Raw genomic sequence first — 26339 nt, forward strand, 5'->3', positions numbered from 1 at the left:
GCTGGGTCCCGGATCTGCGTTCCGCCTGCGGCGTCGCTTGTCCAGGACAAATCATGCCGGAGGCGGCGGCAGCGCGGGCGCACGCGGCGGGCTCAGCACCGCTTTCCAGAAGCCCGCGCCCCAGCCGGCCACCAGCCAATAGACGAGGCCGCCGGCAAGCCCCGTCGCCAGGACATAGAAGGGATCGGCCAGTGGCGCCGGCTCGTCCATCATGACGGGATAGAGCTGGGTGCCGAGGAAGGCGGACACCGTGCCGCTTGCCACATGGAACATCCAGGAGCGCACGGCGAAGGCCTCGGAAAACAGGATGCCCACCGCGCCGATGGTCCAGATGAGGCCGAGCAGGATGGTGGTCTGGAGGCCCGCATTCAGAATGGCGGAGAATGTTCTGAGGCCGCTTGGATCATCGAGGGCGCTGCTCACTACCGCGCCGAGCTGCCATTGGCCGAACAGCACGATGATGGCCTGCACGGTGGCGGCGATGAGGATCGCAGCGGGAATGAGGATGAGCCGCAGGACAAGGCGGAAGAAGGAATCCATCAGTCAGGCCGGCTCATAGCAGACGGCTTCCACATTGTTCCCGTCCGGATCGAGAACGAAGGCGGCGTAATAGGGCTTGCCGAAATGGGGCCGCTCGCCCGGCGCGCCATTGTCCTTGGCGCCGGCCGCGAGGGCAGCGGCATAAAAGGCATCCACCGCCGCCCGGTTCGGTGCCTTGAAGGCGAAATGCACCGGCCCGCTCTCATAGTCCGCGCCCCAGATCCAGAAATCGGGAAGGTCCGAGCCGAAGCCGTGGGAGGGATAGTCGCCGGTGCGCTCCGCGTCCCAGGTCTCGATGTACCGGATGCCCAGAGGCGCCAGGATGGCCGTGTAGAAGATGCGGGAGCGTTCGAGGTCGCGCGCTGCCATGCCGAAATGATCGAACATGGCCCCCGCTCCTATTCCGCCGCCGCCGCCATGGCGCGCAAGGCGAGCCGCTCGCGGGCGGAGAGCTTTTCCGTCTCGCTCTTGAGCTGGCCGCAGGCGGCGAGGATGTCCCGGCCGCGCGGCGTGCGCACCGGGCTCGCATAGCCGGCACGGAACACGATGTCGGAGAAACGCTCGATGGTCTCCCAGTCCGAGCACTCATATTGGGTGCCCGGCCAGGGGTTGAACGGGATGAGGTTGATCTTGGCCGGAACCCCTTCCAGCAGCTTCACCAGCGCCTTGGCATCCGCCGGGCTGTCGTTCACGCCCTTCAGCATGACGTATTCGAACGTGATGCGCTTGGCGTTGGAGGCTGGCGGATAGGTGCGGCAGGCCTCGATCAATTCCTCAATGGGATATTTCTTGTTGATGGGCACGAGCACGTCGCGCAACTCGTCCCGCACCGCGTGCAGCGAGATGGCCAGCATGGGGCCGACCTCGCGGCCGAGGCGCTCGATCTCCGGCACGATGCCGGAGGTGGAGACGGTGATGCGGCGCTTGCCGAGGCCGAGCCCGTCGCCGTCGGAGAGGATCTCGATGGCCTCGGCCACCGAATCATAAGCGTAGAGCGGCTCGCCCATGCCCATGAAGACGATGTTGGTCACGAGCCGGTCGCCCTCGGTGGGCAGGCCCGGCCCCACCGCGCGCTCGCGGCCGGGATAGTCGCCCAGCCGGTCGCGGGCCACCATCACCTGCGCCACGATCTCGGCGGCGGTGAGGTTGCGCACCAGGCGCTGGGTGCCCGTGTGGCAGAAGGAGCAGTTGAGGGTGCAGCCCACCTGGCTGGAGACACAGAGCGTGCCGCGGTCCTTCTCGGGGATGTAGACGCACTCGATCTCGTGCGGCTTCTCGCCCGGTGTGTCGGCCGGCATGCGCAGCAGCCATTTGCGGGTGCCGTCCTGGGACACCTGCTCCACCACGATCTCCGGCCGAGCCAGCGAGAGCACCTCGGCGAGGCGCGTGCGCAGGTGCTTGGAGACGTTGGTCATCTCGTCGAACGAGGTGGCCCCGCGCAGGTAGATCCAGTGCCAGAGCTGGTTGACGCGCATGCGCCGCTCGCGCTCGGCAACGCCCGCCGTCTCCAGCGCACGGCCGAGCTTCTCCCGGTCGAGGCCGACGAGGCTGGGAAGCGCCGCTTCCGCCGGGGCGGAGGAGGGCGGGGTCATTTCGATTACGCGCGTCATGGAGCCACACATAGCGGTTCCGCGCCCTTGCCGCCACAGCGGGAGCGCGATCCGTCTCAATTCTGAAGGGTTGGGCGCTCACAAGCGCGAAAATTGTGGCGGGCTTCGGGCCGGCCACCTGTCATCGCCGCTATCATGCCCGGGCTTTGTCCCGGGCATGACGGTTCCAGGGGGTGTCGCGCGTGACAACCAGCCTTTCAGGCCGCCGTCACTTGCACTCCTGCACGACGCGGTCCAGCGCCTGGCCGAGACCGCCGAGGGCATACTTGTCCGTGGTGACGTTGCCGCGCACGGAGGTGGAGGCGATGGTGAGGTCCTTGCCCTTGCGCATGGCGTCCACCAGCTTGCCTTCCTCGGCGACGTTGCGCACCCAGGCGCCTTCGTCCTTGGTGTAGAGCTGGAACACCTGGGGGCCGATGGTCAGCTTTGATTCGCTGCCGTCCTTCAGCTTGAAGCCCATGGTGATGCTGACCTCGTTCACCACCTTCTCGCCCGGCCGGGTGCTCACGAAAAAGTAAGCGGGATCGCGGTTGAGCCCGCCCGGCTGGCGGTCCTTCGGCTGGGAGAGGGCGTAGCAGACCTTGGTGTTGCCGCTGCCGCCCGTATAGACGCTCCAGTCGCCGAACTGCGCCACGGGCTTGGGCTGCGCCTGCCCTTGGGAAAGGGCGGGGCCGGCAAGGATGGCGAGCAGAGCGGCGCCAAGGAGGGCGGAGCTTGCGCGGAACGGAGCCATAGCTTCTCCTACTGAATGAACGGCGCGATATCAAACTTGGCCGCGGCGTCTGCGAACGCCCCTAAAGGTGGACGCCGACGAAAAAATGGCACACAGACGGGTTGCCGTTTCCTTAACACATGTCGCGGCGCGCGCCTCAACCGTCGCTGCCCGCCCTCCACGAGAAGGGAAGTGCGATGAAGGCTGTCCTGTGTGAGCGTCACGGACCCCCCGAAGCCTTGGCCCTGCGCGAACTGCCCGATCCTGTGCCCGGCCCGGGCGAGGCGGTGGTGGACGTCGCGGCTATTGGCCTCAATTTCTTCGACACATTGATCATCCGCGACCTCTACCAGTTCAAGCCGCCTCTACCGTTTTCCCCCGGCGCGGAATTCTCCGGCCACGTGGTGGCGGTGGGGCCGGGCGTAAATGGCGTGGCGGTGGGCGACCGCGTCGCGGGCTATATGACCGCAGGCGCCGCCCGCGAGAAGGTGGTGGTGCGCGCGGACGTGCTGGCCGTGGTTCCGGACGAACTGGACCTCGTGAAGGCGGCGGGCCTCATCGTCACCTATGGCACGGCGCTCTATGCCCTGCGCGACCGCGGAGAGCTGAAGCCCGGCGAAACGCTGGCGGTGCTGGGCGCGGCGGGCGGCGTCGGCCTTGCCGCCGTGGAACTGGGCAAGATCCTGGGCGCCCGCGTCATCGCCTGCGCTTCCTCTCCCGACAAGCTTGATTTCGCGCGGGCGCACGGCGCGGACGAGGGCATCGACTACACGAAGGAAGACCTGAAAGTCCGCCTCAAGGAACTGGGCGGCGAAGGCGGGATCGACATGGTGTTCGACCCCGTGGGCGGGGAGCAGTCCGAGCAGGCGCTCCGGGCGCTTGGCTGGGGCGGGCGGCTGATGGTCATCGGCTTTGCCGCCGGCGCCATCCCGAAGTTGCCGCTCAACCTGCTGCTGCTTAAGAATTGCGATGCGCGGGGCGTCGCCTTCGGGACGCAGATGCGCAAGGACGCCGCCTGGAGCCGGGCGACGACGCAGGAACTGATCGGCTATGCCCGCGCCGGCCGTATCTCCGCGCACGTGGATTCCACCTTCCCGCTGGAGAATTGCGCGGAGGCGCTGAACGAGATCGCGGGGCGGAAGGTGAAGGGCAAGCTGGTGCTGACCACGGGGCGCTGAACCGCCGTCGTGCCCGGGCTTGTTCCGAAGTCGGATGTTTCCGACTTCGGCTTCAAAAGTGTGAAAGTCGGCAACAGCCGACTTTCATGGCATCCACGTCTCTCCCTTAAGCTGCACCCGACCGCGCCCCGTCATGGCCGGGACAAGCCCGGCCATGACGGCAGGAAAGGCGGTGCACCTGCTTATTTTTGAAAGGTCGATTGGCTCTAAGCCTCGGCCTGCGGGCTCTTCATCTGCTCGAGCGTCGTCCTGGCCGCCTCGCGATGGTGCGGCCGGATGTGGGACGACAATAGCTGCATGGCGCCGAACAGCACGGCTGCGTCATCCCCGAAGCCGATGAGGGGCAGGAAATCCGGCATGAAGTCCGCCGGCAGCAGGAAATAGGCCAGAGCGCCGAGAAGCCCCGCGCGCACCTTCAGCGGCGTCTCGCGGTCGAAGGCGGCGAAATAGGCGGCCACCGCATCCTCGGCGAAGGGCACGGCCGCGGCATGGCGCTTCAGTTTGCGCCAGAAGCCCCGCCGTACGCTCGTCTCGTCATTCTCAGCCTTCTGGCGGTCCTCGGCGTCGAGGCCGCTCCAGTCGGTCCCATCCTGTGTGTAGATCATGAAAGGACAGATGGGGTCCCACGGCGGCGCCGCAAGACGAAGCCTTCAGCGTGGCAGGAAAGGATTTCGCGCGCGCTCGTCGCCGATGCTGGTCACTGCCCCATGGCCCGGCAGGCAGACCATGTTGTCGCCGAGCGGCAGCAGCTTCTCGACAATACCGGAGATGAGCTGGTCGTGGCTGCCATAAGGGAAATCCGTGCGGCCGACGGACCCCTGGAACAGTGTGTCGCCGACGATGGCGACGCGGCTCGGCGCGTGGACGAACACCACATGGCCCGGCGTATGGCCCGGCACCTGGAGCACGTCGAGGGTCAGATCGCCCACCTTCACGGTCTCGCCATCGGAGAGATAGCGGTCCGGCGTGAAGGCGCGGGCTTCGGGAAAGCCGTACTGCTCCGCCATCGCCGGCAGGCCGTCTATGAGGAACTGGTCGTCCTGGTGCGGCCCCTCGATGCCCACTTCGAGGCTCTCCGCCAGCTCGGCGGCGGCGGCGGCGTGGTCCACATGGCCGTGGGTGAGGAGGATCTTCTCGATCGTGATGCCGGTTTCCGCCACCGCGGCGCGGATGCGGGCAATGTCACCGCCCGGATCGATCACCGCGCCCTGCATGGTGGCGGTGCACCACAGGATCGAGCAATTCTGCTGGAAGGGCGTGACGGGGACGATGGCGATCTGGAGGGGCTGCATGAATGCTCCGGCGATGGATGCGCGTCCAGAGGCAGTCATAGAGCCATTTCGAGGCCCGTGCATCCCGATCTTGTAGGAATATCTGTCGTCTAAACTCTTTAATGTAGATGCCCAAATGAATCGTCAGCCTGAAAGCAGGCTATTATGCTCGGGCGGTGTGGCGAAAGCTGCGGGGGCTTATGACAAACGCGGGGAACGGTAAGGTCGCGCTCATCACCGGCGTGACGGGCCAGGATGGTGCCTATCTGACGGAACTGCTGCTGGAGAAGGGGTATACGGTTCATGGCGTCAAGCGCCGGTCGTCGTCATTCAATACCGGCCGCATCGACCACATCTACCAGGACCCGCACGAGGCGGACCCGCGCTTCGTGCTGCATTTCGGTGATCTGACGGACTCGACCAATCTGATCCGCATCGTCCAGCAGACCCAGCCGGACGAAATCTACAACCTCGCCGCCCAGAGCCACGTCCAGGTCTCGTTCGAGACGCCGGAATACACTGGCAACTCTGACGCCATGGGCACGCTCCGCCTGCTGGAGGCGATCCGCATCCTGGGGTTGGAAAAAAAGACGCGCTTCTACCAAGCATCCACGTCCGAATTGTACGGTAAGGCGCAGGAAGTTCCGCAGTCGGAGACGACGCCCTTCTATCCCCGCAGCCCCTATGCTGTCGCCAAGCTCTATGGCTATTGGATCGTGGTGAATTACCGCGAGGCCTACGGCATGCACGCCTCGAACGGGATTTTGTTCAATCACGAAAGTCCGATACGCGGCGAGACTTTCGTGACGCGCAAGATCACGCGCGCCGTCGCCGCCATCAAGCTGGGCTATCAGGAGAAGCTGTTCCTCGGGAACATTGATGCCCGGCGCGATTGGGGCCACGCGCGCGAATATGTGCGCGGCATGTGGCTGATGTTGCAGCAGGACGAGCCGGGCGACTATGTGCTGGCCACCGGCGAGGCCACCCTCATCCGCGACTTCGTCACGGAGGCCTTCGGGCAGGTCGATATAACCTTGCGCTGGGAAGGCCAGGGCGTGGACGAAAAGGGGATCTGTGCCAGAACCGGCAAGGTCCATGTGGAGATCGACCCCCGCTATTTCCGCCCCACCGAAGTTGACACCCTTGTCGGTGATGCTTCGAAGGCGAGGGCCAAGCTGGGCTGGTCCCATCAGACCAGATGGCAGCAGCTTTGCGCCGAGATGGTCGCTGCCGACCTGATATCCGTCGCATGGGAGCAGCGGCGCAATGCGGAATGAGGCCGCCTTTGGCGTGAATGCGGAACCCGCGCGCTTCGACATCGCCCGAAAGCGCGTCTGGGTCGCCGGCCACAAGGGGATGGTCGGCTCCGCCATCGTGCGGCGCCTCGCGTCGGAAGACTGCGAAATCCTCACCGCCACGCGGTCCGAGGTCGATCTCAAGTCTCCCGATCAGGTTCGCCGCTATCTTGCCGCAACGAAACCGGATGCGATCTTCATGGCCGCGGCCAAGGTCGGCGGCATCCTGGCCAACGACACGTATCCGGCGGATTTCCTTCACGACAACCTGATGATCGCGGCGAATGTCACCGAGGCGGCTCATCGGGAGGGCGTGGGCAAGATGCTGCTCCTGGGGTCGAGCTGCATCTATCCCGGGACGGCCCCGCAGCCGATCCGGGAGGATGCCCTTCTGACCGGTCCGCTGGAGCCCACCAATGAGTGGTACGCCATCGCCAAGATCGCCGGCATCAAGCTCGGCCAGGCCTACCGGAAGCAGCATGGCTGCGACTTCATCAGCGCCATGCCGACCAACCTCTATGGCCCTGGCGACAATTTCGACCTCAGCACCAGCCATGTCCTGCCTGCGCTGATCCGCAAGGCGCACGAAGCCAAGGCCTCCGGCGCCGATCACATGACGATCTGGGGCACGGGAGCGCCCCGGCGTGAATTCCTGCACGCGGACGACTGCGCCGATGCCTGTGTGTTTCTGATGAAGCACTATTCCGGCTTCGAGCACGTCAATGTCGGCTCGGGCGAGGACATCGCCATCATCGATCTCGCACGTCTTATCTGCGACGTCGTGGGCTTCGAGGGCGAGATCCGCCTGGACACGACGAAGCCTGACGGCACGATGCGCAAGCTCATGAGCGGCGAAAAGCTGGGCGCGATGGGGTGGAAGGCCAGGATCGGCCTTCGGCATGGCATTGCCGGGGTATATGGCAGCTATTGTGCGGGCTTGCCGTCCGCGCCATTCGCGATGAGCCTTTCAGACCGGGCCCATCAGCTCTGAGTTCGCCGCATCCTCACGCCCGCGCGGCCGCCGCCCGGGCCTTGGCGACGAGCGCCGCCACCATGGCGGATTGGGGGTTCGCCATTTCCGAGACCACCGTGAAATGGTTGGTGCCTGCCACCTCGTGGGATGCGGTGGTCGCGCCCTTCTGTCCCCAGCCGGCGACGAGGTCGCGGGCCTGGCGGCGGAACTCGTCGCTTTCCTCAGCGCCCACGAAGGCCTGGAAGCTGCGGTCCGCCGGCACGTCCCAGAAGGCGGGCGACAGGCGCCGGGCCTCGTCTTCGGTGAGGCGCAGCTTCTCGTTCATGCTGGTCTTCACCAGCGGCTCCACCTCATAGACGCCGGAAATGCCGAGGCCGCCGGTGATGATGTCGTCGGGCCCGCGCGTGTCGAGCTCATGCCAGCGCGTGGCGGTCAGCGCCGCCGCCAGATGCCCCCCGGCGGAATGCCCCGCCACAGCGAGGCGCCGCCGCACGCGGTGGTAGAGGGTGACCGCCGCGCCGCGCAGCTCGTTGATGATGGTGCCGAGGGGGACGTCCGGGACAAGGTCATAGCCGGCGAGGGCCACCGCCACCCCATGGGCGAGGCAGCCCTCCGCAACGAAGGTCACGTCGCGGGGATGGGAATATTGCCAGTAGCCGCCATGGATATAGAGCACCACGGGCGCGGAGCGGCTGGTGTCCGGCCAGAGGATGTCGAGGATCTGGCGCTGGGTGGGTCCGTGGGGGATGCCGAGATCGGCGGCGGCGGCCGAGCCTCTCAAAGCCGCGGAGCGTTGGCGCCATTCTTCCGAGATCCGGGGCCATTCGGGCACCCGGGCCCGGTTGTTGTATTCGCGCTCGTGATCCAAGGGGCGTCCTCCTGGCTTTAAGCCGATGGCTTGAGGGGGGCGTGATGGTGCCGCTCTAAGGGCGCGGTTCTCTAATCATGGTCCTCATGGGCGCGGCGGATGCGGCGGACCATCCACCAGACCATGAGCACGGCCACGGGCACCGCCAAGGCGGTGACGAACCCGGCATCGAGGGTGAAGCCGAGATGGGCATCGACACCGCCCTCATGGATGCCCTCCGCCAGGAGATGGACCAGGCTCGCAACATAATAGGAGATGGCCGCCACCGACAAACCTTCCACGGTGCGCTGGAGGCGCAGCTGAAGGCGGGTGCGCTCGTTCATGGAGGCGAGCAGGTCGCGGTTCTGCTGCTCCACCTCCACGTCCACGCGGGTGCGCAGCAGGTCGGCGGCGCGGGCGAGCTTGGCGGAAATGTTGGCCTGGCGCTCCTCCACGGTCACGCAGGTGCGCATGGCGGGCGCCATGCGGCGGTCGAGGAATTGCTGCCAGGTGGGAAAGCCCGGCACCGCCTGCTCGCGGATGGTGGCGAGGCGCAGCCGCACGATTTCCTGGTAGGCCCGGCTCGCGCCGAAGCGGAACAAAGAGGCGGTGGCGTCGGCCTCAAGTTCCGCCGAGAGGGCCACCAGTTCGTCCAGCATGCGGTTGTTGGCGGCAAGGCCCTCGGACTGTCGCATGGCTCCGGTGAGCCGGGCGAGCTGCGCCTCGATGCGGGCGATCTCCGGCGCGAGGCGCTGGGCTTCCGGCAGGCCGAGCAGAGCGAGGAGCCTGTAGGTCTCGATCTCCAGCACGCGCTGCACCAGGGCGCCGGCGGCTTCCGGCCCGAGACCCCGGTCCCGCACCAGGATGCGCACGAAGCCGGCGGGGTCCGGCTTGAAATCGGTGGCGATCTCGCCCGCCCCGTCATTCACGTCGGCGCGGGCGAGGCTTGCGCGGTCGAACAAGGCGTTGAGCTGGAAGTCCTCGGCGGTGTCTGCCACGAGATGCAGATCGACGGCCACCAGGAGCAATCCCGGCTGCGGGATCTCAGCGAGCGCGCCCGTGAAGGAGGAAGCCGGCGGGTGGAAAGGCAATTCGCCCGGAGGGGTCTCGGCCGAGGGGAAGTCCCACGTATAGGTGGAGAATTCCGCGTGGCTCTCCCAGCGCAGCGTCGCCCCGCCCAGTTCCACCCGGTGGTGCTTTGCCCCCGGCACGGGAGGGGCGAGGCCGCGCGCGGCGCAGAATGCTTCGACGCCGATGCGCGCCGCCTGGGCGTTGGTGGGGTCGGTGAGGAAGGCCACGTGCAGGAAGCGGCGTGGCGTCACCGCCGGGAAGAAGGGGCGCGCATGCAGCTCCGCCAGCACCGAGGCCCGCAGCGGATGGGCCGCCAGCGCGCGGCCCTCGCCAATGCCGATATCCGCTGCCCCCAACGCCATGCCCGTGCCCTCCGTGGGACGGTGCTGGCATGGGCGGCGGCGGGTTTCAAGCCCGCCTGCCGTATGGTCGCAGGTCAGAGGCCCTGGAGATGGGACACGTCATTGAGCCGTACCAGCTTGGCCGAGGTGCCGCTCCATTCCAGGAGGCTGAGATTGCAGGGCTCCTGGGCGATGCCCCAATACATGGTGGCCGGCAGGTCCAAGAGGTAGCTCAGCAGCACGCGATTGACGCTGTCATGGCCCACCAGAACCACGCTCTCGCCTGCGTGACGATCCAGCACGAAGCGCAGCAGATCGGCGGCGCGCACGGCCACATCCTGAAGGGATTCGCCGGACGGGAAGCGCACAAGGTGCGGCGCTGAGCGCCACAGGGCGTATCGCGCCGCATCGGCCGCCTTCACATCCTCATGGGTCTTCCACTGCCAGTCGCCATAGTCGATGTCGCCCAGTTCCGGCCGTGGCTCGGCCGGCACGGCGCAGGCCTGCGATATCTGCGCGCCGGTGGCGATGCAGCGGCCGAGGGTCGAGGTGTAGATGGCCGTGGGCTTGAAGTTCGCCGCGATCGTCGCCGCGAGCGCCGCCGCCTGCTGCTCGCCTTTTTCGGAGAGCGGCACTTCCATGCGGCCGCGAAACCGTTCGGGATGGATGCCCTCCACATGGCCGTGGCGAGCAAGAATGAGCGTTGTGGTGGTCACGGCGAAGCCCCCGCTGATGCGGGGGCGACGTTATCCCGTCACGCTGCCGAACGCAGCCGGAACAAAGGCGATACCCGCATGGGAAACGTATGTTCCCATGCGGGCCTCATGATCAGTTATCGCGCCGGCGAGGGGGTATGGGCATTCCCGCCATGGGGATCGCTCGGGGACATGGTCGTCCGCGGCTGGGCCGTGCGGGTGCTGTAGACCTTGGAGGTCGTCGCGCGGGTGCTCTTGTACGACGTGCTCTGGGGGATGCCGAGCACACCCTTCACGCCGCCTGCAATACCGCCGCCGACCGCGCCAACGGCGCCACCGACCGCGCCGCCCACCGGGCCCGCTATGTTATTACCCGTAGCGGCGCCCTGCTGGGCTCCGCGCACCACGCCCTGCGCCGCGACCGGAGACGCGGAAAGAGCGGCGACGCCAAGAATGGCTGCAACAAGCTGTGCCTTCATGACAAAAACTCCTTTCGCATAGAGCAACGGAGCAGAAGGCGTAAAGGTTCCGTGGGGAGAGCTTTAAGAATAGGCACTATCAGCGGCGGGGGTTTATTCCCGCTGGCATAAGCGTTGCAATGAATTGGTCGACCTTATTGAAGGAAGCCGATCCACCGTCCGCAGATGATGGCTCCCACCCAGATGCTCAGCGAAAAAGCCGCGCCGATCTTGATGCGGGCGGGCACCGGGGCGCCTTCGAGCATCTGCCGCCAGCCGCCGCCCAGCCGGAGCAGCAGGGCGTTGAGAATGCCCAGCGCCACAAGCGCCAGCTTCGCAAGGAAAGCGGCGTTCTGCGCATAGGCCACCGGCCGGACGGAGAACAGCAGGGCGCCGGTGCAGAGGGCGAGCAGAAGCCCCGCCGCCGCGACGCGGGAGAGGGGAGGGGCGAGGCTCGCCAGCGCGGCGCCCCGGAAAGCGCCGAGCAGCCGCAAGTCCAGCGTCGCGATGGCGCCCACCAGGAGGCCGATGCCGAGGATATGGGCGGCATTCAGCAGCGCATAGGCCGCCACCCACTGGCGCAGCGCCGCCGCCACCGGCCAGTGCGAGAGGGCCTCAAGCCATGCCATTTCGCGTCAATTCTGCTTGATGCGCTCCGGATAGATGTCGAAGGTCTCTGCGCCAACTGTGATGCGCACCGCCTTCATGCGTTTCTCCTGCTTGTCCTGCGAGCGGTTGCCCAGCGCGGTGATGGCATCGCCCACCTTGGCGGAGCCTTCCACGAAGCCGGCATTGCGCGTCTGCGTGGGATTGCCCAGTTCCACCGTCCAGACGCCGTCGCTGGCGGTCTCCACCTTCAGGGTCGGGTGGGGCGGGCCGATATAGATGCTGGTGATCTTGCCCTTCAGCTCGATCTGGTCCGCCTCCGCCCAGGACCAGCCGTGGTGGGCCGTGGCCGCGGTGGCCAGGAGGATGGCTGCGGCCACACCGCCAAACGCGGCCTTGGATGAGAACAGGCCTGTCATGTTCAACCTCCGCATCGCTTCCCCCTCGCATTATCCCGGAGCAGGCGGCGGGCCGTCGAGGCCACATTCCGCAACGGCATGAAATGACACGCACCTGTGAACGCTGCGTCAGGCGGAGGCCGGGCTGCCGTGGGAGCGCGGCGCCAGTGCCTCTCCCGTCCGCCCTCCACTTGGTCTAGAACGCCTCCATGGTGTTCCTCGACCTTGCAAATCCCACGCGCTTCCTCGCCTGGTCCGGCCGCATCCTGCCGTGGCTCGCGGGCGCGGCCGTGATCGTGCTCGCCCTCGGCCTCGGCCTCGCCTTCCTGGCGCCGGCAGACTACCAGCAGGGCGAGACGGTCAAGATCATGTATATCCACGTGCCGTTCGCCTGGCTCGCCATGTTCGGCTATTCGATGATGGCGCTGTCCTCCCTCGGCATCCTGGTCTGGCGCCATCCTTTGGCGGACGTGGCGCACAAAGCGGCGGCGCCCATCGGCGCCACGTTCACCTTCCTGTGCCTCGTCACCGGCGCGCTGTGGGGGCGGCCCATGTGGGGCACCTATTGGGTGTGGGACGCCCGCCTCACTTCCGTTCTGGTGCTGCTGCTGCTCTATCTCGGCCTCATCGCCCTGCGCTCGGCGGTGGACGATCCCGGCCGGGCGGGGCGGGCGGCGGCGGTGCTCACCCTGGTGGGCGTGGTGAACCTGCCCATTGTGAAATTCTCCGTGGACTGGTGGAACACCCTGCACCAGCCGGCCTCCGTGTTCCGCATGGACGGGCCGACCATCGATCCCTCTTTGTTGCGCCCGCTTCTGGTCTGCGCGCTGGGCTTCACTTTGCTGTTCCTGGCGCTGCACATGCTCGCCATGCGCACGGAAATCCTGCGCCGGCGGGTCGAGGCGCTGGAGGCGCGGGCGGCGGCGGAGGCTCTGGCCTGATGTCCCACACGCTGTTCATCGCCGCCGCCTATGGCGTCGCCGCACTGGGCCTTGCGGCCCTCACGCTCCATCTCGTCCTGGACAATCGCGCCCAGCGCCGGGCGCTGGCGGAGCTGGAAGCGCGCGGCGTGCGGCGGCGCTCTGAAAGACGCCAGCCATGACCGCGCCCGACACCGCCCCGCGCCGCCGCCGGCCCTTGCTGCTGATCCTCCCCGCTTTGGTGTTCGCGGCGCTGGCGGGACTGTTCTTGGTGCGCCTGTTCTCGGGTGATCCCTCGCGCATCCCTTCCGCGCTCATCGGCCGTCCCGCGCCGGCGGTGGACCTTGCCCCCTTGCCGGGGTTGCTCAAGGACGGCGTCCCGGTGCCCGGCATCGCGGCGGGCGACTTCAAGGGCAAGGTCACCCTGGTGAATGTGTGGGCGTCCTGGTGCGCGCCCTGCCGGGAGGAGCATCCCCTGCTGATGGCGCTCGCCCGCGACCCGCGCCTCCAGGTGGTGGGCATCAATTACAAGGACACGCCGGAGAATGCCCGGCGCTTCCTGGGCCAGAACGGCCTGCCCTTCTCGGCCGTGGGGGTGGACCCCAATGGCCGCGCGGCCATCGACTGGGGGGTCTATGGCGTGCCGGAGACCTTCCTCGTCGGCCCGGACGGCGCCATCGCCTACAAGTTCGTCGGGCCACTCAACGAGGCTGGCATAAAGGACGTGCTGCTGCCTCTGGCGGCAAAGCTCAGCGCGGCGCCTCCGGCGCGGTGACGCCTTCCGGCTCCTTCAGCTCGTGCTTGGCCATGAGCGGGGCCTGGGCAAAGGCGAACAGGATGGTGAGCGGCAGGTAGCCGAAGGTCTTGAAGCTGACCCAGGTGTCCGTGGAGAAGTTGCGCCACACCAGCTCGTTCACCACCGCCATCACCAGGAAGAACACGCCCCAGCGCACGGTGAGGATGCGCCAGCCGGCGTCGGTGAGCTTCATCATGCCGTCGAACACATAAGGCAGGAGCGGCTTGTTGAAGGCGAGACCGCCGAGCAGCGCGAGGCCGAACAAGGCGTTCACCAGGGTCGGCTTCAGCTTGATGAAATGGTCGTCCTGGAGCACCAGGGTCAGCGTGCCGAACACCATGACCACCAGGGCCGAGATGAGCGGCATGACGGCGATGCGCCGCGCCAGCACCCACATGGCTCCCAGCGCCAGGAGGGTCGCCACCATGAAGAGGCCGGTGGCGAGATAGATGCCGCCATAGGAATTGCCCACGAAGAACAGGACCAGCGGTCCCAGCTCCAGGGCGATCTTGAGGCCCGGGCTCATCTTGCGGGCGGCGGGTGCGGCAGTGTCGGTCATGAAAATCCTCTCCCGCTCCTTCTGCCGAGCCTCGGCGGCAGGATCAAGGCGTTTCAACGGGAGAGGCCGAGGCAGGACACGATGTCCGGCCCCTCGGCGACGGTCCGCGCCTCCAGCCGGCCCGCCAGCCGCCGCACACCGGGACTGGGCCGGCCGGCATCGCGCCGGTGCGGGTTGGGCAGCATCACCGCCAGCAGCGCCGCCTGGCTGGCATTGACCTGGCTTGCATGGATGCGCAAAGCGCGCTGTGCGCCCGCCTCCACGCCGAATTCCCCGTCCGGCCCCCATTCGGCGATGTTGAGGTAGATTTCCAGCAGCCGCCTCTTGCTCAGCACCAGATCGAGCCAGAGCGCCAAAGGAAGCTCCAACCCCTTGCGGATGAAGGAGCGGCTGTTCCACAGGAACAGGTTCTTGGCGGTCTGCATGGGGATGGTGGAGGCCCCGCGCGCCTCTTCGATGTCGTCGTCCGCCCGGTCGATGGCCGCCTGGATCTCGACGAGATCCACGCCCCAGTGCAGGCAATAGCGGGCATCCTCCGACGCGATGACGGTGCGGATGAGGGCGGGGGACATCTGCGACAGGGGCGTCCAGACCCGTTCCACCCGCTGGCCGGTGGTCCAGCGCCAGAGCATCAGTGTGGAGACCGGATTAATGACGGCATAGGCTACGGAGAGCACGAACGGCACGAGCGCGATGGCGGCCAGAACCAGCACGATGATCTTGAGGCGCCTCATCCCGCGTCCGATCTCCTTTTCCACATGAACGGCCCAGCCAAAGCTAAGGTTCCCCAAGGCCAAGATCCCTTGGCCTTCCGTCCGGGAGCTTGACCGGCGCGCGCCGTTGGGGCACGCGGAGCGGACAAGCTCAATTTCCCGTGACGGCTCCGTGACTGACGCTTCTTTCACAACGCGCCTGAAGGCCGCCGCAGATCTCACGGAGGCGCGGCTGGCCCGTGCTTTGGCGGCGCCGCCGCTGGAGGGCGAACGGCTGCGGCCCGAGCGGCTCCTCGCAGCCATGCGCCACGGCAGCCTCGACGGCGGCAAGCGCTTGCGGCCGTTCCTCGTGCTGGAGAGCGCGGCTTTGTTCGGCATCGCGCCCAACGCAGCGGCCACCGCGGCTGCGGCCATCGAGTGCGTGCATTGCTATTCGCTGGTCCATGACGACCTCCCGGCCATGGACAACGACCTGCTCCGGCGCGGCCGGCCCACGGTCCATGCCGCCTATGGCGAGGCAACCGGCATTCTCGCCGGGGATGCCCTCCTCACCCTCGCCTTCGACCTTCTGGCGGGCGAGGACGCCCATCCCGATCCTGGCGTGCGCATCGAGCTGGTGCGGGTCCTGGCGCGGGCCGCGGGCCTTGGCGGCATGGCGGGCGGGCAGATGCTGGACCTGACCGCGGAGGGGCGCTTTGCGGACGGGGTGCCGCTCGCCCTCGCCTTGACGGAGATCCGCGACCTCCAGGCCATGAAGACCGGCGCCCTTCTGGCCGCCGCCGTCAATATGGGTGGCCTGCTGGGGGGGGCGGATACCGCGCAGCGAGAGGCCTTGGCCATTTATGGCCGGGCGCTGGGCGCTGCGTTCCAGATCGCCGACGACATCCTCGACCTTGAAGGGACGCAGGAGGCGGTGGGCAAGGCCGTGGGCAAGGATGCGGAGGCCGGAAAGGCGACCGTCGTCGCCGCCCTCGGCCGCGACGCGGCGGGGGAACTTCTGGCAACCCTCGTAGCGGAGGCAGAAACGGCGCTCTCGCCCTTCGGCGCCCGCGGCACGGTGCTGGCGGAAGCGGCGCGGTTCGTGGCGGAGCGCAAGAGCTGACCTCCAACAGGCCCCCTCCCAACCCTCCCCCGCAAGCGGGAGAGGGCTTTTCCCGTTGCGCCGGCCGCGCGAACTCCCTCTCCAACTTGCGGGGAAGGGGCAGTGGCGCGATCCCCTTCAAAGGGCATCCCCCTTCGCCCCCGCCCGTGATAGCCTCGCCGCGCCGTGACTGATCGACCGCACCGCTCCCTCATCAGCCGCCGCGCCTTCCTGGCCGGGGCGTCCGCTTTGCCTTTGGCATCGCTTGGTGCCGCGCGGGCGCTGGGCCAAGTGCCGGCGTCGGGTCAGGTGGATGTGGTGATCATCGGCGCGGGCGCCGCCGGCATCGCCGCCGCCCGCCGGGTGGCCGCTGCGGGGCGCACCTATGCGCTGCTGGAGGCGACCAAGCGCCCGGGCGGGCGCGCCGTGACCGACACCTCCATCTTCGGGCGGCCCTTCGATCTCGGGGCCTTCCGCCTCTACAATCCCTTGAGCAATTCGCTGGTGGAGATCGGCGACGAGACCGGCGCGGAGCTCTATTCGGCTCCGGACGCTGCCCGCCTCTATGTGAACGGGCGCGAGGCGCGGGAAAGCGATTACGAGGATTTCGTCTCCAGCGTCCGGCGCGGCGAGCGCGCCATCGGCGCGGCGGGCGATGCGGGGCGCGACCTTCCCGCCGCCCGCGTGCTGCCCGATCTTGGTCCCTGGGCCGCGAGCGCGGCCTTCATCATGGGTCCCTATACCTGCGCGAAGGAGCTGGACCAGGTATCCAGCATCGACTTCTCCCGCGCCGAGGAGCGGGATGCGGGTGCGTTCATCCGCACCGGGGTGGGCTCCTTTATGGCGGGCCTTGCCTCCCCGCTCACGGTGCGTTTCGAGACGGTGGCGAACTCCATCGATCTCGGCCCGCGCATGGCGCAGGTGTTCACCAACAAGGGCACCGTCTCGGGGCGCATGGTGATCGTCGCCGTGCCGCCCAGCATCATCAATGCCGGCAAGCTGCGCATTCCCTATCTGCCGACGCGCTATCGCGCGGCGGTGGAGCGCATCACGCTCGGCGCCTACGACCACATCGCATTCGAATGGCCCGGCAACCCGCTGCGCCTGCGGGAGGATGAGACCGTGCAGGTGAAGGCACAGGATGCCCGCACCTTCGCTTTGGTGGCGCGGCTCGGCGGTTCGAACATCCACATGCTCGAAGTGGGCGGAAAGCTCGCCCAGCAACTGGCGGACGGCCAGCCCCAGGCCGGTGCTGCCTTCCTGAAAGAGGCGCTGACGCGGGAGTTCGGCGCCTCCGCCGCGGCCAAGGTGGGCAAGGTGCACCACACGCGCTGGAGCAAGGAGCCGTTCGCGCTCGGCGCATGGTCCTGCGCCTTGCCGGGCGCGGGCAATCTGCGGCGCGCGTTCACGGAGGTGGTGAACGGCCGGCTCCTGTTCGCCGGCGAGCATGCCCACGAGACCCAATGGGGCACGCTGCACGGCGCCTGGAACTCCGGCGAGCGCGCCGCCACCCAGGCGTTACGGCAACTCGGCGTCGGCAGCGCGAATCTGGCGCAATAACCTCCCGCTTCGTCATGGCCGGGCTCGACCCCGCCATCTCCCTCCGTGGCGAGAGATCCCCGGATCAAGTCCGGGGACGACGGTCGGATCTACCCGCCCGGCTTCAGCGTCTCCAGGAAGCGCACGGGGGCGCCGTTGGACGGGCCGGTCAGCTCGCCCTCCCACATCACCTTGTGGCCGCGCACGAAGGTGCCCACGGGCCAGCCGGTGACCTCCTTGCCGTCATAGGGCGTCCATTTGGAGCGCGAAGCGATCCAGTCGGCGGTGATGGTGGCGCGGCGCTTCAGGTCCACCACGGTGAAGTCGGCGTCATAGCCCGCCATGATCCGCCCCTTGCAGGCGATGTTGAACAGCCGCGCCGGCCCAGCGCTGGAGAGGTCCACGAAGCGCTCCAGCGAGAGCCGCCCGTTCGCCACATGGTCCAGCATCAGCGGCACCAGGGTCTGCACGCCGGTCATGCCCGACGGGCTTTCGGGATAGGGCTTGGCCTTCTCCTCCAGGGTGTGCGGGGCATGGTCGGAGCCGAGCACGTCCACAACGCCGTTGGCGATGCCGGCCCAGATGGCGTCGCGGTGGCGCGCCTCGCGCACCGGCGGGTTCATCTGCGCCAGCGTGCCGAGCCGCTGGTAGCATTCGGGCGCCGTCATGGTGAGGTGGTGGGGCGTCACCTCCACCGAGGCGACGTCGCGATGGTCCGCGAGATATTCCATCTCCTCGGCGGTGGTCACATGCAGCACATGCACCCGCGCGCCCACGTCGCGCGCCAGGGTGACGAGCCGGCGGGTGGCGGTCAGCGCCGCGATCTCGTCGCGCCAGACCGGGTGGGAGGAGGCGTCGCCCGGCACGCGCAGGGGCTTGCGCTCGTTCAGGCGCGGCTCGTCCTCGCAATGGAAGGCGGCACGGCGGCGGATCACCTTCAGGATCGCGCGCACGCCGGGATCGTCCGCCACCAGCAGCGAGCCGGTGGAGGAGCCGATGAACACCTTGATGCCCGCCGCGCCCGGCAGGCGTTCCAGCTCCGGCAGGTCCGCCACATTCTCGTGGGTGCCGCCCACATAGAAGGCGAAATCGCAATGCATGCGGTTGGTGCCGCGGCGGATCTTGTCTTCCAAAGCGGCGGCGTCGGTGGTCTGGGGATTGGTGTTCGGCATCTCGAATACGGCGGTCACCCCGCCCATGACAGCCGCACGGGAGCCGGTCTCCAGATCCTCTTTCTGCTCCAGGCCCGGCTCGCGGAAATGCACCTGGGTGTCGATGACGCCGGGCAGGATGTGCAGCCCCGTGCAGTCGATCACCTCACCCGCCTGTGCGGCCGAGAGCGAGCCGATGGCGCGGATGCGGCCGTCTTTCACGCCCACGTCGCGCACGGCCGCGCCGTCCGGGGTGACGACGGTGCCGCCTTTCAGGAGGAGGTCCAAGGTGTCGGCCATGGGGCAGGGCTCTCTTGAGAGGGATCGACGGGGGCTTTAAGTCTCATAGCGAATTCTGACAAGGACCGGGCCATGCCCTTTGCTTTTCTTCCCGACCGCGCCGTGCTCCGGGTCTCAGGGCCGGAGGCGCGCCATTTCCTGCACAATGTGGTCACCTGCAACGTGGAGACGCTGGAAGAGGGCGGCTCGCGCTTCGGTGCGATCCTGACCCCCCAGGGCAAGATCATCTGCGATTTCCTCGTCCATGCGCCGGCCGGTGCGCCGGACACCTTCCTCCTCGATGCGCCCCGCGCGCTCGCAGGCGACCTCCTGAAGCGGCTCACCCTTTATCGCCTGCGCGCCAAGGTGGAGCTGGCGCTGAAGGACGGGCTGGCCGTGGCGGCGGCCTGGGGCGAGGATGTCGGGCTTCCCGAGGGAGCGGAGGCCTTTCCTGATCCGCGCCTGCCGGCGCTGGGCGCGCGCCTCATCCTGCCGCGCGAGGCGGCCGAAGCCCTGAGCGGGGATGCGGAAGCCTATGACGCGCACCGCATTGCGCTGGGCATCCCGAAGGGCGGCGCCGACTTCACCTATGGCGATGCGTTCCCGCACGAGACTGACATGGATCAGCTGGACGGCATCGATTTCAAGAAGGGTTGCTATGTGGGCCAGGAGGTGGTGAGCCGCATGCAGCACCGCGGCACCGCCCGCACCCGCTCTGTCATGGCCGTGTTCGAGAATGCGCCCGAAGCAGGCTCGGAAATTCTTGCGGGTGAAAAGACGGTGGGCCGCGTTGGTTCCTCCGCCGACGGGCATGGCATTGCGCTCGTGCGTCTGGATCGGGTGGCAGATGCCAAGGCGGCGGGGCTATCGTTCATGGCAGCCGGCATCGAGGTGACGCTAAAAAAGCCCGACTGGGCGCATTTCGAGATGGGGGACGCGTAATGGCGAGCCTGGTTCATACGGACGGCCTTCACCGCTGCCCCTGGTGTGGCACCGACCCGCTCTACATGGCCTATCACGACGAGGAATGGGGCGTGCCGGAGCGGGATTCGCGGGCGCTGTTCGAGAAGCTGCTGCTGGACGGCTTCCAGGCCGGGCTCGCCTGGATCACCATCCTGCGCAAGCGCGACAACTTCCGCCGCGCCTTCGACGGCTTCGATCCGGAGGTGATCGCCCGCTATGACGAGGCCAAGAAGGACGCGCTCATGGCGGATGCCGGCATCGTGCGCAACCGGGCCAAGATCGAGGGCGCCGTGCTCTCCGCCCGCGCCTATCTGGACCTCAGGGACAAGGGCGTCGATTTCTCCACCCTCATGTGGGAGAGCGTCGGCGGCGAGACCTTTGTGCGCCGGCCACGGACGCTGTCCGAGATTCCGGCCGAGACGCCAGAATCCAAGGCGCTGTCGAAGCGGTTGAAGGCGGCCGGCTTCAGGTTCGTCGGCCCCACCATCGTCTATGCGGCCATGCAGGCGTGCGGCCTCGTGGACGATCACATCGCCGACTGCCATCGGGCGCAGCCATCTTCAAAGCGCCGCGGCCGGGCCTGACAAAGACGGGCTATTGCCCGTCGAGCCGCTGGGAGAAGACGATGCGCGGCTCTTCCTCATAGCCGATGGCGGCATAGAAGGCCCGCACCTGATCGTTCTCGGGGCGCACCATGAGCATAAGCTTGGGCACGCCCCGGGCGCGCAGCCAGTCTTCCGCGGCGCGTGTCAGGCGCCGGCCATAGCCCTGGCGAGCCAGGTGCTGTGCCACGGCGAGATAGTAGATCCAGCCGCGATGGCCGTCATGGCCCACCATGACCGAGCCCGCGATGGCCCCCTCCGCCCGCGCCACGAGGATGGTGGAATGGGGGCCGCGGCGGGCAAGGGCGATATCGGCGCGCGGATCGTTCCACGGGCGCAGCAGGCCCGCTTCCCGCCAGAGGATGATCAGCGCTTCCACATCCGCGTCGCCCGCATGGCCGATCACCGCATCCATCTCAGTCTCCGTCCGGTATGAGGGGTCTCGGCGCGGCCGCGCGGCCGAGGCGGTCGGCGATGGCCTCGCCCAATCCCTCGCGCGGCAGCGGCACCACGGCGATGGCCGTGGCTCCAAGGTCGTCCAGCCGCCGCAGCGCGCCGTAAAGGTTTGCCGCCGCCTCCAAGAGGTCGCCGGAGGGGCTGAGGTCCAGCACGGTGCCGGCCGCCTCCGCGCCCGGCGGCAGAACGCCTCCGAACGTCAGGAGCGCCTCGCCGGGCGCCACCGCACCGGCATCGAGCCGCACTTTGGCCCGCGGTGCATAATGGGAGGCGAGCCGCCCCGGCGCGTTCGGCCGTTCGGCATCGCCCGCCGCCGCGTCCGGCAGCGCATGGCCGAGCACCCGCTCGATATCGGCGCGCGCAATGCCGCCGGGCCGCAGCAATGTGGGGCGCTCGCCTGAGCAGTCGACGATGGTGGATTCCACGCCCACGGGCGAGGGGCCGGCATCGAGGATCACGTCGATGCGCCCGTCGAGGTCCGCAGCCACATGGGCGGCGTCGGTGGGCGAGACATGGCCCGAGCGGTTGGCGCTCGGCCCCACCACCGGCCGGCCGGCCTCCTTAAGGAAAGCGAGGGCAACGGGGTGCGAGGGCACCCGCAGCGCGACGGTGTCGAGACCGGCGCGCGCGAGGTCGCACACCGCTTCCATGTCGCGGCAGGGGAGGACGAGCGTGAGCGGCCCCGGCCAGAAGGCGGCGGCCAACTGTGTGGCGGCGTCCGACAGGTCGCCCAGCGCCGCCGCCGCCGCCATGTCCGGCACGTGGGAGATGAGGGGGTTGAAGGCGGGACGGCCCTTTGCCGCATAGACCCCCGCCACCGCGCGCGCATCGCCCGCATCGGCGCCGAGGCCGTAGACCGTCTCCGTGGGGAAGGCGACGAGCCCGCCCGCGCGCAGCACCTGCGCCGCCTCGCGCGCCGCCGCGCCGTCACGCGCGGAGAGCGTGCGGGTCGCGTGGGGAAGGGGGCGGCTGTCGGTCATTCGGGCCTTCTCGGGCGGAGGGCTTGACGAAAGCGGTTCCCCGCCTCGAACTGGCGCATTCCGCCGGCGGCTTTCGCATAAGGCCCCGCGCGGCATCTGGTCAATGCGGCGCGTGAGCCGACAAAAGGGAGGCGGAGCCATGTCTTATCGTGCGCCGGTGGAGGAGGTCTCCTTCTTCCTCAAGACCTGCACCGCGCTGCCGCGCCTGATGGAGGAGGGGCTGGTGGACCTTTCCTTCGATCTGGTGGACAGCGTGCTGGAGGAGGCGGGGAAGTTCGCCGCCACCGTGATCGCGCCCCTCGACAGGGTCGGCGACACCACCGGCAACCGGCTGAAGGACGGCGTCGTCACCACCGCGCCGGGCTGGCGCGAGGCCTATGCGGCCTGGACGGCGGCCGGCTGGAACGGTGTCTCAGCGGAAGAAGCCTTCGGCGGACAGCATTTGCCCAGCGTCGTCACCTCCGCCCTCAACGAATTCTGGAACAGCGCCTCGCCCGCCTTCGGCATCGGCCCGGTGCTGACCCTGGGCGCCATCGAGGCGCTGACCCAGCACGGCTCGAAGGCGCTCCAGGACACCTATCTCTCAAAGCTCGTGAGCGGCGCCTGGACCGGCACCATGAACCTCACCGAGCCGCAGGCGGGCTCGGACCTTGCGGCGCTGCGCACGCGGGCCGAGCGGCAGGGGGACGGCACCTACCGCCTGTTCGGCACCAAGATCTTCATTTCCTACGGCGAGCACGACATTGCCGAGAACATCGTCCATCTGGTGCTTGCGCGTCTGCCGGATGCACCCGCCGGCACCCGCGGCATCTCGCTGTTCGTGGTGCCGAAATTCCTGGTGAACGCCGACGGCACCCTCGGCGCGCGCAACGACGTGGTGGCCGTGGGGCTGGAGCATAAGCTCGGCCTTCATGGCTCGCCCACCTGCACCATGATGTTCGGCGAGAAGGGCGACGGGGCGGTGGGTTATCTGGTGGGCGAGGAGAACAGGGGCCTCGCCTGCATGTTCACCATGATGAACAATGCCCGCCTCGCGGTGGGCATCCAGGGCGTGGCAGTGGCGGAGCGCGCCACCCAGCGCGCCATCGCCTTCGCCCGCGAGCGCCGGCAGGGGCGGGCGCCCGGGGCGAACGGGGCGGGGGAGATGAGCCCCATCATCGCCCACCCGGACGTGCGGCGCATGCTGCTCACCATGCGGGCGGAGACCGACGCCGCCCGCGCCTTGTGCCTGAAGACGGCGGATGCGCTGGACCGTGCGCGGCGCCTCACGGACCCGGCCTTGCGGGATGCGGCGCTGGCCGAGGCGAGCCTGCTGACCCCGGTGGCCAAGGCTTTCGCCACGGATGCGGGCATCAAGGTGGCCTCGCTCGGCGTCCAGGTGCATGGGGGCATGGGCTATATCGAGGAGACGGGCGCCGCCCAGCACCTGCGCGATGCGCGCATCTTCGCCATCTATGAGGGGACGAACGGCATCCAGGCCATCGACCTCGTCACACGGAAGCTGCCTTTGGGAGACGGGACCCTGGTGGACGGGCTGATCGCCGACTACCGCGCGGCGGCGGCCGAGGTCTCCGCTTTGAATGCGCTGGAGTTCGGCCTTGCGGGGGAGCGGTTGTCCGAGGCCGTGGACGCCCTCGGCCGGGCGACGCGCCAGATGCTGGACTGGTTGCCCGACGAGCCGGTGAAGGCATTGGCCGGCGCGACGCCTTATCTTGCTCTGTTCGCCCGTGCGGCGGGCGGCGCCTATCTCGCCCGCGTGGCCCTGGCGGCGCACGCCGCAATGGGCGCGGGCGCCGACGATCCGCGCCTTGCGGGGCGCATCGCCGTGGCGCGGTTCTTCGCGGAGAATTTGGCGGTGGACGCCGCGGGTCTCGAGCTTGCCGTCACAAAGGGCGGGGGAACGGTGATGGAAGGCGAGGTAGCGCTGCTGGGGTGAGTTTCCTCTCCTCTCACGGCAATCGTCATCCCCGGACTTGATCCGGGGATCCCCTCGTGCCCGTTCTCTCCACCAGCACCACCGTCATGGCCGGGCTTGTCCCGGCCATCCACGCGGCTCCGCTGGGTGCAGCTTAGGGGATAGGCGTGGATGCCCGGGACAAGCCCGGGCATGACTGCTGGTCTTGGGTAAAGCCGTCACCCCCCGCAACGTCGGTGGATACCACGTGGACGCGCGGCCTTGCCTTAGCGGGTTAATAACGAGGGCCTATCTCCGCCCCGCCGAAGGCCGCACACCCGGCGCCGGGCGCTCGATGAGCACTTCGGGGCGGAAGCGGACGAGGCGGGCGGGGCGGCCGCCGGTGCCGGTAATGGTCTCCCCGGTCTCCTCCACAAGCCCCTGCGTCTCCACGAGGCGCCGGAAATTCTGCTTGTGCAGAAGCACCCCGGACAGTGCCTCCACCGCCCGCTGGAGCTGAAGCAGAGTAAAGGCGGGCGGCATCAGCTCGAACACCACGGGGCGGTATTTGATCTTGCCGCGCAGGCGGCCGATGGCGGTGGCGAGGATGCGGCGATGGTCGAACGCCATGGCGCGGCCGAGCGGCGGGCTTGGCGCGCGTGTGCCATCCTCGACGCACGCCTCCTGCACGAGGCGGGCCTCGTAGAGCAGCTCGTAGCGCTCCAGCACCCGCTCGTCGTTCCAGGCCGAGCCCTCGCCGAAGGCGAGCCGATGGCGCTGGCGGCGGATTTCGGCCGATCTGGCGTCGGGCGCCGTCCTGGCCCAGGCGTCCAGCGCCTGCTCGATCAGATCGAGGATGGCCGGCCGCCCCTCCCGCCAGTCCTCCCAGGGGAAGCAGCCGTACCAGTCGAGCCAGGCCGCCTCGATCTCGCCCGCCGGCCGGGCCTCGCGCACCAGGGCCAGATAGGCCACCGACAGCGCCCGCGCCCCGGCATCCTGCCGGTCGAGATCGCCGAAGGTGTAGAGCTGCTCCACATAATTGAGCTTCTGGTTGGTCTGCCGCTCCACCCAGGCGCGCAGCCCCGCCTCCAGCGTGCGGTGGTCCGGCTCCAGGGGGCCGGAGGGCAAAGCGGGCCGCTCGCCCCCGTGCAAAGCGAGCACGCGCGGCTCCTCCTTCGTCACGGCCACCACGGCCGCCGACAGGTCGATGCTCACGCCGGGCTGGGGCCAGGCGGCGCTGGAGGAGGAAGATCGCTGTGCGGGTGCGCCCATCTGAACCGTTTTGATATCCGTGCGATCCTATGACTGGAAGCCGCATCCGCTTCAATGCGCCTGATGGAGGGGGCCGGTTGCGGAGCGTGGAAAAATGTGGAGGCTCCGCCCTCCGGATCATGGGGTGCAGGCGGTGTTTGACGGCGGATTTCTCGCGCGGCTCGAAGGGCAGGTGAAGCGCGCCCTGCCGCGCTGGGGCGTTGCCCCGGACACCCGGCTTGAGCTTCTCTCCGTCTCGGAGAACGCCAATTTCCGCGCCACCGGCACGGGCACGTGCGATATGGTGTTCCGCGTGCACCGCCCCGGCTATCACAGTCGGGATGAGATCGCCTCGGAGCTTTCTTGGCTCGAAGCGCTGCGGGGCGAAGGCGTCGTCCCGGTCCCCCGCCCCATTGGCCTGCGCGATGGCGGCCTCATCGCCGATATCGACGATGGCGGCACGCCCCGCCACGTGGTGGCGTTCGAATTCCTGCCCGGCCGGGAGCCGGAGGCGGGCGACGATCTGGTGGCGTGGTTCGGCCAGCTCGGCGCCATGACGGCGGGCCTGCACCAGCATGCCGGCGCATGGGCGCGGCCGGCGGGTTTCAGGCGGAAGGTGTGGAATTTCCACACCAGCATCGGCCGCACGCCTTTATGGGGTGACTGGCGCGCCGGGCTCGGGCTCGATGTTGCGGGGCGCAAGGTGCTGGAGCGGACCGCCGCCGTTCTGGAAGAGGAATTGAACCGCATCGGCGAAGGGCCGGACGCCTTCGGCCTCATCCATGCGGACCTGCGCCTCGCCAACCTCCTGGTGGACGGGCCGCACCTGTCCCTCATCGACTTCGACGATTGCGGCTTCTCCTGGTTCCTCTACGATTTCGCCGCCGCCATCAGCTTCATCGAGCATGAGCCCTATGTGGGCGACCTCCAGGAGGCTTGGATCGCCGGCTATCGCAGCCGCATGCCTTTGTCCGATGCGCGGGCAGCGCAACTGCCCGTCTTCATCATGCTGCGGCGCATCCTGCTCACGGCCTGGATCGCCTCCCATTCCGAGACGCCGACGGCGCAGGCCCTGGGCACGGCCTATACGGACGGCACCGTGGCGCTGGCGGAAGCCTTCCTGACCCGCCAGACGCACCACGTTTCCCTGACGGCGTGAG

General features: G+C 68.3%; 30 protein-coding genes. 12 read left to right on the forward strand and 18 right to left on the reverse strand.

Annotated features, from left to right (window positions below; translation table 11 throughout):
- Window positions 1-51: 51 nt before the first annotated feature.
- The 4 genes from ABLE91_RS03460 to ABLE91_RS03475 all read right to left on the reverse strand — a co-directional run bounded on the left by ABLE91_RS03460 (window position 52) and on the right by ABLE91_RS03475 (window position 2883).
- Window positions 52-540 carry a hypothetical protein gene (locus tag ABLE91_RS03460; RefSeq protein WP_348928454.1) on the reverse strand — a complete coding sequence of 163 codons (489 nt, stop codon included), beginning with the start codon at window positions 538-540 and terminating at the stop codon, window positions 52-54.
- Between the two features lie 3 nt (window positions 541-543).
- Window positions 544-927, reverse strand: coding sequence for a VOC family protein (locus tag ABLE91_RS03465; protein ID WP_348928456.1), 384 nt, complete (start codon window positions 925-927; stop codon window positions 544-546).
- Window positions 928-938: 11 nt separating this feature from the next.
- Complete coding sequence (rlmN, locus tag ABLE91_RS03470) at window positions 939-2150, reverse strand: dual-specificity RNA methyltransferase RlmN (RefSeq protein WP_348928458.1); 1212 nt, start codon at window positions 2148-2150, stop codon at window positions 939-941.
- A gap of 208 nt (window positions 2151-2358) precedes the next feature.
- Window positions 2359-2883 carry an invasion associated locus B family protein gene (locus ABLE91_RS03475; RefSeq protein WP_348928460.1) on the reverse strand — a complete coding sequence of 175 codons (525 nt, stop codon included), beginning with the start codon at window positions 2881-2883 and terminating at the stop codon, window positions 2359-2361.
- Window positions 2884-3059: 176 nt separating this feature from the next.
- On the opposite strand from ABLE91_RS03475, the gene ABLE91_RS03480 reads away from it, so the two are divergent.
- Entirely contained in the window at window positions 3060-4040 is a 981-nt protein-coding gene (locus ABLE91_RS03480) for an NADPH:quinone oxidoreductase family protein (protein ID WP_348928462.1), read from the forward strand.
- Window positions 4041-4246: 206 nt separating this feature from the next.
- On the opposite strand, the gene ABLE91_RS03485 is transcribed toward ABLE91_RS03480, so the two are convergent.
- Window positions 4247-4645 (reverse strand): YkvA family protein, encoded by a 399-nt coding sequence (locus ABLE91_RS03485; protein ID WP_348928464.1) that lies wholly within the window; start codon window positions 4643-4645, stop codon window positions 4247-4249.
- A gap of 45 nt (window positions 4646-4690) precedes the next feature.
- On the reverse strand, window positions 4691-5332 hold the full coding sequence (locus ABLE91_RS03490; protein WP_348928466.1) for an MBL fold metallo-hydrolase: 642 nt from the start codon (window positions 5330-5332) through the stop codon (window positions 4691-4693).
- A 179-nt stretch (window positions 5333-5511) separates the two neighbouring features.
- On the opposite strand from ABLE91_RS03490, the gene gmd reads away from it, so the two are divergent.
- Window positions 5512-6588 (forward strand): GDP-mannose 4,6-dehydratase, encoded by a 1077-nt coding sequence (gmd, locus tag ABLE91_RS03495; protein WP_348928468.1) that lies wholly within the window; start codon window positions 5512-5514, stop codon window positions 6586-6588.
- Window positions 6578-7597, forward strand: coding sequence for a GDP-L-fucose synthase (gene fcl / locus ABLE91_RS03500; protein WP_348928470.1), 1020 nt, complete (start codon window positions 6578-6580; stop codon window positions 7595-7597). The genes gmd and fcl overlap by 11 nt, the downstream gene beginning before the upstream one ends.
- Before the next feature lie 13 nt (window positions 7598-7610).
- Here fcl and ABLE91_RS03505 read toward each other — a convergent pair whose 3' ends face one another.
- The 6 genes from ABLE91_RS03505 to ABLE91_RS03530 form a co-directional block, all read right to left on the reverse strand.
- A complete protein-coding gene (locus ABLE91_RS03505) occupies window positions 7611-8447 on the reverse strand; it encodes an alpha/beta hydrolase (protein WP_348928472.1) in 837 nt (278 codons plus the stop codon).
- 71 nt (window positions 8448-8518) lie between these two features.
- Window positions 8519-9859 (reverse strand): DUF3422 family protein, encoded by a 1341-nt coding sequence (locus tag ABLE91_RS03510; RefSeq protein WP_348928474.1) that lies wholly within the window; start codon window positions 9857-9859, stop codon window positions 8519-8521.
- Between the two features lie 74 nt (window positions 9860-9933).
- Entirely contained in the window at window positions 9934-10554 is a 621-nt protein-coding gene (locus ABLE91_RS03515) for a histidine phosphatase family protein (protein WP_348928476.1), read from the reverse strand.
- Between the two features lie 116 nt (window positions 10555-10670).
- A complete protein-coding gene (locus ABLE91_RS03520; protein WP_348928478.1) occupies window positions 10671-11012 on the reverse strand; it encodes a hypothetical protein in 342 nt (113 codons plus the stop codon).
- A 134-nt stretch (window positions 11013-11146) separates the two neighbouring features.
- Entirely contained in the window at window positions 11147-11620 is a 474-nt protein-coding gene (locus ABLE91_RS03525; RefSeq protein WP_348928480.1) for a DUF2214 domain-containing protein, read from the reverse strand.
- 6 nt (window positions 11621-11626) lie between these two features.
- Window positions 11627-12016, reverse strand: a complete 390-nt coding sequence (locus ABLE91_RS03530; RefSeq protein ID WP_348928482.1) for a DUF6152 family protein — start codon at window positions 12014-12016, stop codon at window positions 11627-11629.
- Window positions 12017-12204: 188 nt separating this feature from the next.
- Here ABLE91_RS03530 and ABLE91_RS03535 point away from each other — a divergent pair, with 188 nt between their 5' ends.
- Genes ABLE91_RS03535 through ABLE91_RS03545 form a run of 3 tightly spaced genes read left to right on the forward strand, consistent with a single transcriptional unit; the run spans window position 12205 to window position 13690 of the window.
- Complete coding sequence (locus ABLE91_RS03535; RefSeq protein WP_348928484.1) at window positions 12205-12936, forward strand: heme ABC transporter permease; 732 nt, start codon at window positions 12205-12207, stop codon at window positions 12934-12936.
- Window positions 12936-13097 (forward strand): heme exporter protein CcmD, encoded by a 162-nt coding sequence (gene ccmD, locus ABLE91_RS03540; RefSeq protein ID WP_348928486.1) that lies wholly within the window; start codon window positions 12936-12938, stop codon window positions 13095-13097. Before ABLE91_RS03535 ends, ccmD begins: the two co-directional genes overlap by 1 nt.
- Window positions 13094-13690, forward strand: a complete 597-nt coding sequence (locus ABLE91_RS03545; RefSeq protein ID WP_348928488.1) for a DsbE family thiol:disulfide interchange protein — start codon at window positions 13094-13096, stop codon at window positions 13688-13690. The genes ccmD and ABLE91_RS03545 overlap by 4 nt, the downstream gene beginning before the upstream one ends.
- Here ABLE91_RS03545 and ABLE91_RS03550 read toward each other — a convergent pair.
- Window positions 13665-14270 (reverse strand): septation protein A, encoded by a 606-nt coding sequence (locus ABLE91_RS03550; RefSeq protein WP_348928490.1) that lies wholly within the window; start codon window positions 14268-14270, stop codon window positions 13665-13667. The two genes, ABLE91_RS03545 and ABLE91_RS03550, sit on opposite strands and share 26 nt — an antisense overlap.
- Window positions 14271-14323: 53 nt before the next feature.
- Window positions 14324-15004 carry a transglycosylase domain-containing protein gene (locus ABLE91_RS03555; RefSeq protein ID WP_348928492.1) on the reverse strand — a complete coding sequence of 227 codons (681 nt, stop codon included), beginning with the start codon at window positions 15002-15004 and terminating at the stop codon, window positions 14324-14326.
- 151 nt (window positions 15005-15155) lie between these two features.
- Between ABLE91_RS03555 and ABLE91_RS03560 the strand changes: the two genes are divergently transcribed.
- Both ABLE91_RS03560 and ABLE91_RS03565 read left to right on the forward strand, forming a co-directional pair.
- The gene (locus tag ABLE91_RS03560; RefSeq protein WP_348928494.1) at window positions 15156-16085 is read left to right on the forward strand and encodes a polyprenyl synthetase family protein; all 930 of its coding nucleotides are present in this window, start codon (window positions 15156-15158) and stop codon (window positions 16083-16085) included.
- A gap of 165 nt (window positions 16086-16250) precedes the next feature.
- Entirely contained in the window at window positions 16251-17624 is a 1374-nt protein-coding gene (locus tag ABLE91_RS03565) for a flavin monoamine oxidase family protein (RefSeq protein WP_348928496.1), read from the forward strand.
- Between the two features lie 89 nt (window positions 17625-17713).
- Here the strand turns inward: ABLE91_RS03565 and ABLE91_RS03570 are convergent, their stop codons facing one another.
- Window positions 17714-19054 carry a dihydroorotase gene (locus ABLE91_RS03570; protein ID WP_348928498.1) on the reverse strand — a complete coding sequence of 447 codons (1341 nt, stop codon included), beginning with the start codon at window positions 19052-19054 and terminating at the stop codon, window positions 17714-17716.
- A 72-nt stretch (window positions 19055-19126) separates the two neighbouring features.
- Here ABLE91_RS03570 and ygfZ point away from each other — a divergent pair, with 72 nt between their 5' ends.
- Together ygfZ and ABLE91_RS03580 are read left to right on the forward strand one after the other, a co-directional pair.
- The gene (gene ygfZ / locus ABLE91_RS03575) at window positions 19127-19975 is read left to right on the forward strand and encodes a CAF17-like 4Fe-4S cluster assembly/insertion protein YgfZ (protein WP_348928500.1); all 849 of its coding nucleotides are present in this window, start codon (window positions 19127-19129) and stop codon (window positions 19973-19975) included.
- Window positions 19975-20580, forward strand: a complete 606-nt coding sequence (locus ABLE91_RS03580) for a DNA-3-methyladenine glycosylase I (protein WP_348928502.1) — start codon at window positions 19975-19977, stop codon at window positions 20578-20580. The genes ygfZ and ABLE91_RS03580 overlap by 1 nt, the downstream gene beginning before the upstream one ends.
- 10 nt (window positions 20581-20590) lie before the next feature.
- Here the strand turns inward: ABLE91_RS03580 and ABLE91_RS03585 are convergent, their stop codons facing one another.
- Together ABLE91_RS03585 and ABLE91_RS03590 are read right to left on the reverse strand one after the other, a co-directional pair.
- Complete coding sequence (locus ABLE91_RS03585; RefSeq protein ID WP_348928504.1) at window positions 20591-21013, reverse strand: GNAT family acetyltransferase; 423 nt, start codon at window positions 21011-21013, stop codon at window positions 20591-20593.
- A gap of 1 nt (window position 21014) precedes the next feature.
- Window positions 21015-22034: an L-threonylcarbamoyladenylate synthase gene (locus tag ABLE91_RS03590; protein ID WP_348928506.1), complete on the reverse strand. Its 1020-nt coding sequence runs from the start codon at window positions 22032-22034 to the stop codon at window positions 21015-21017.
- Window positions 22035-22173: 139 nt separating this feature from the next.
- Between ABLE91_RS03590 and ABLE91_RS03595 the strand changes: the two genes are divergently transcribed.
- Window positions 22174-23970, forward strand: a complete 1797-nt coding sequence (locus tag ABLE91_RS03595; RefSeq protein ID WP_348928508.1) for an acyl-CoA dehydrogenase family protein — start codon at window positions 22174-22176, stop codon at window positions 23968-23970.
- 267 nt (window positions 23971-24237) lie between these two features.
- Here ABLE91_RS03595 and ABLE91_RS03600 read toward each other — a convergent pair whose 3' ends face one another.
- Window positions 24238-25200 carry an NUDIX hydrolase gene (locus ABLE91_RS03600; protein ID WP_348928510.1) on the reverse strand — a complete coding sequence of 321 codons (963 nt, stop codon included), beginning with the start codon at window positions 25198-25200 and terminating at the stop codon, window positions 24238-24240.
- A 94-nt stretch (window positions 25201-25294) separates the two neighbouring features.
- Here ABLE91_RS03600 and ABLE91_RS03605 point away from each other — a divergent pair, with 94 nt between their 5' ends.
- Complete coding sequence (locus tag ABLE91_RS03605) at window positions 25295-26338, forward strand: phosphotransferase enzyme family protein (RefSeq protein ID WP_348928512.1); 1044 nt, start codon at window positions 25295-25297, stop codon at window positions 26336-26338.
- The last annotated feature ends 1 nt before the right edge of the window (window position 26339 follow it).

This window comes from Aquabacter albus (assembly GCF_040049275.1).
GTDB lineage: Bacteria > Pseudomonadota > Alphaproteobacteria > Rhizobiales > Xanthobacteraceae > Aquabacter.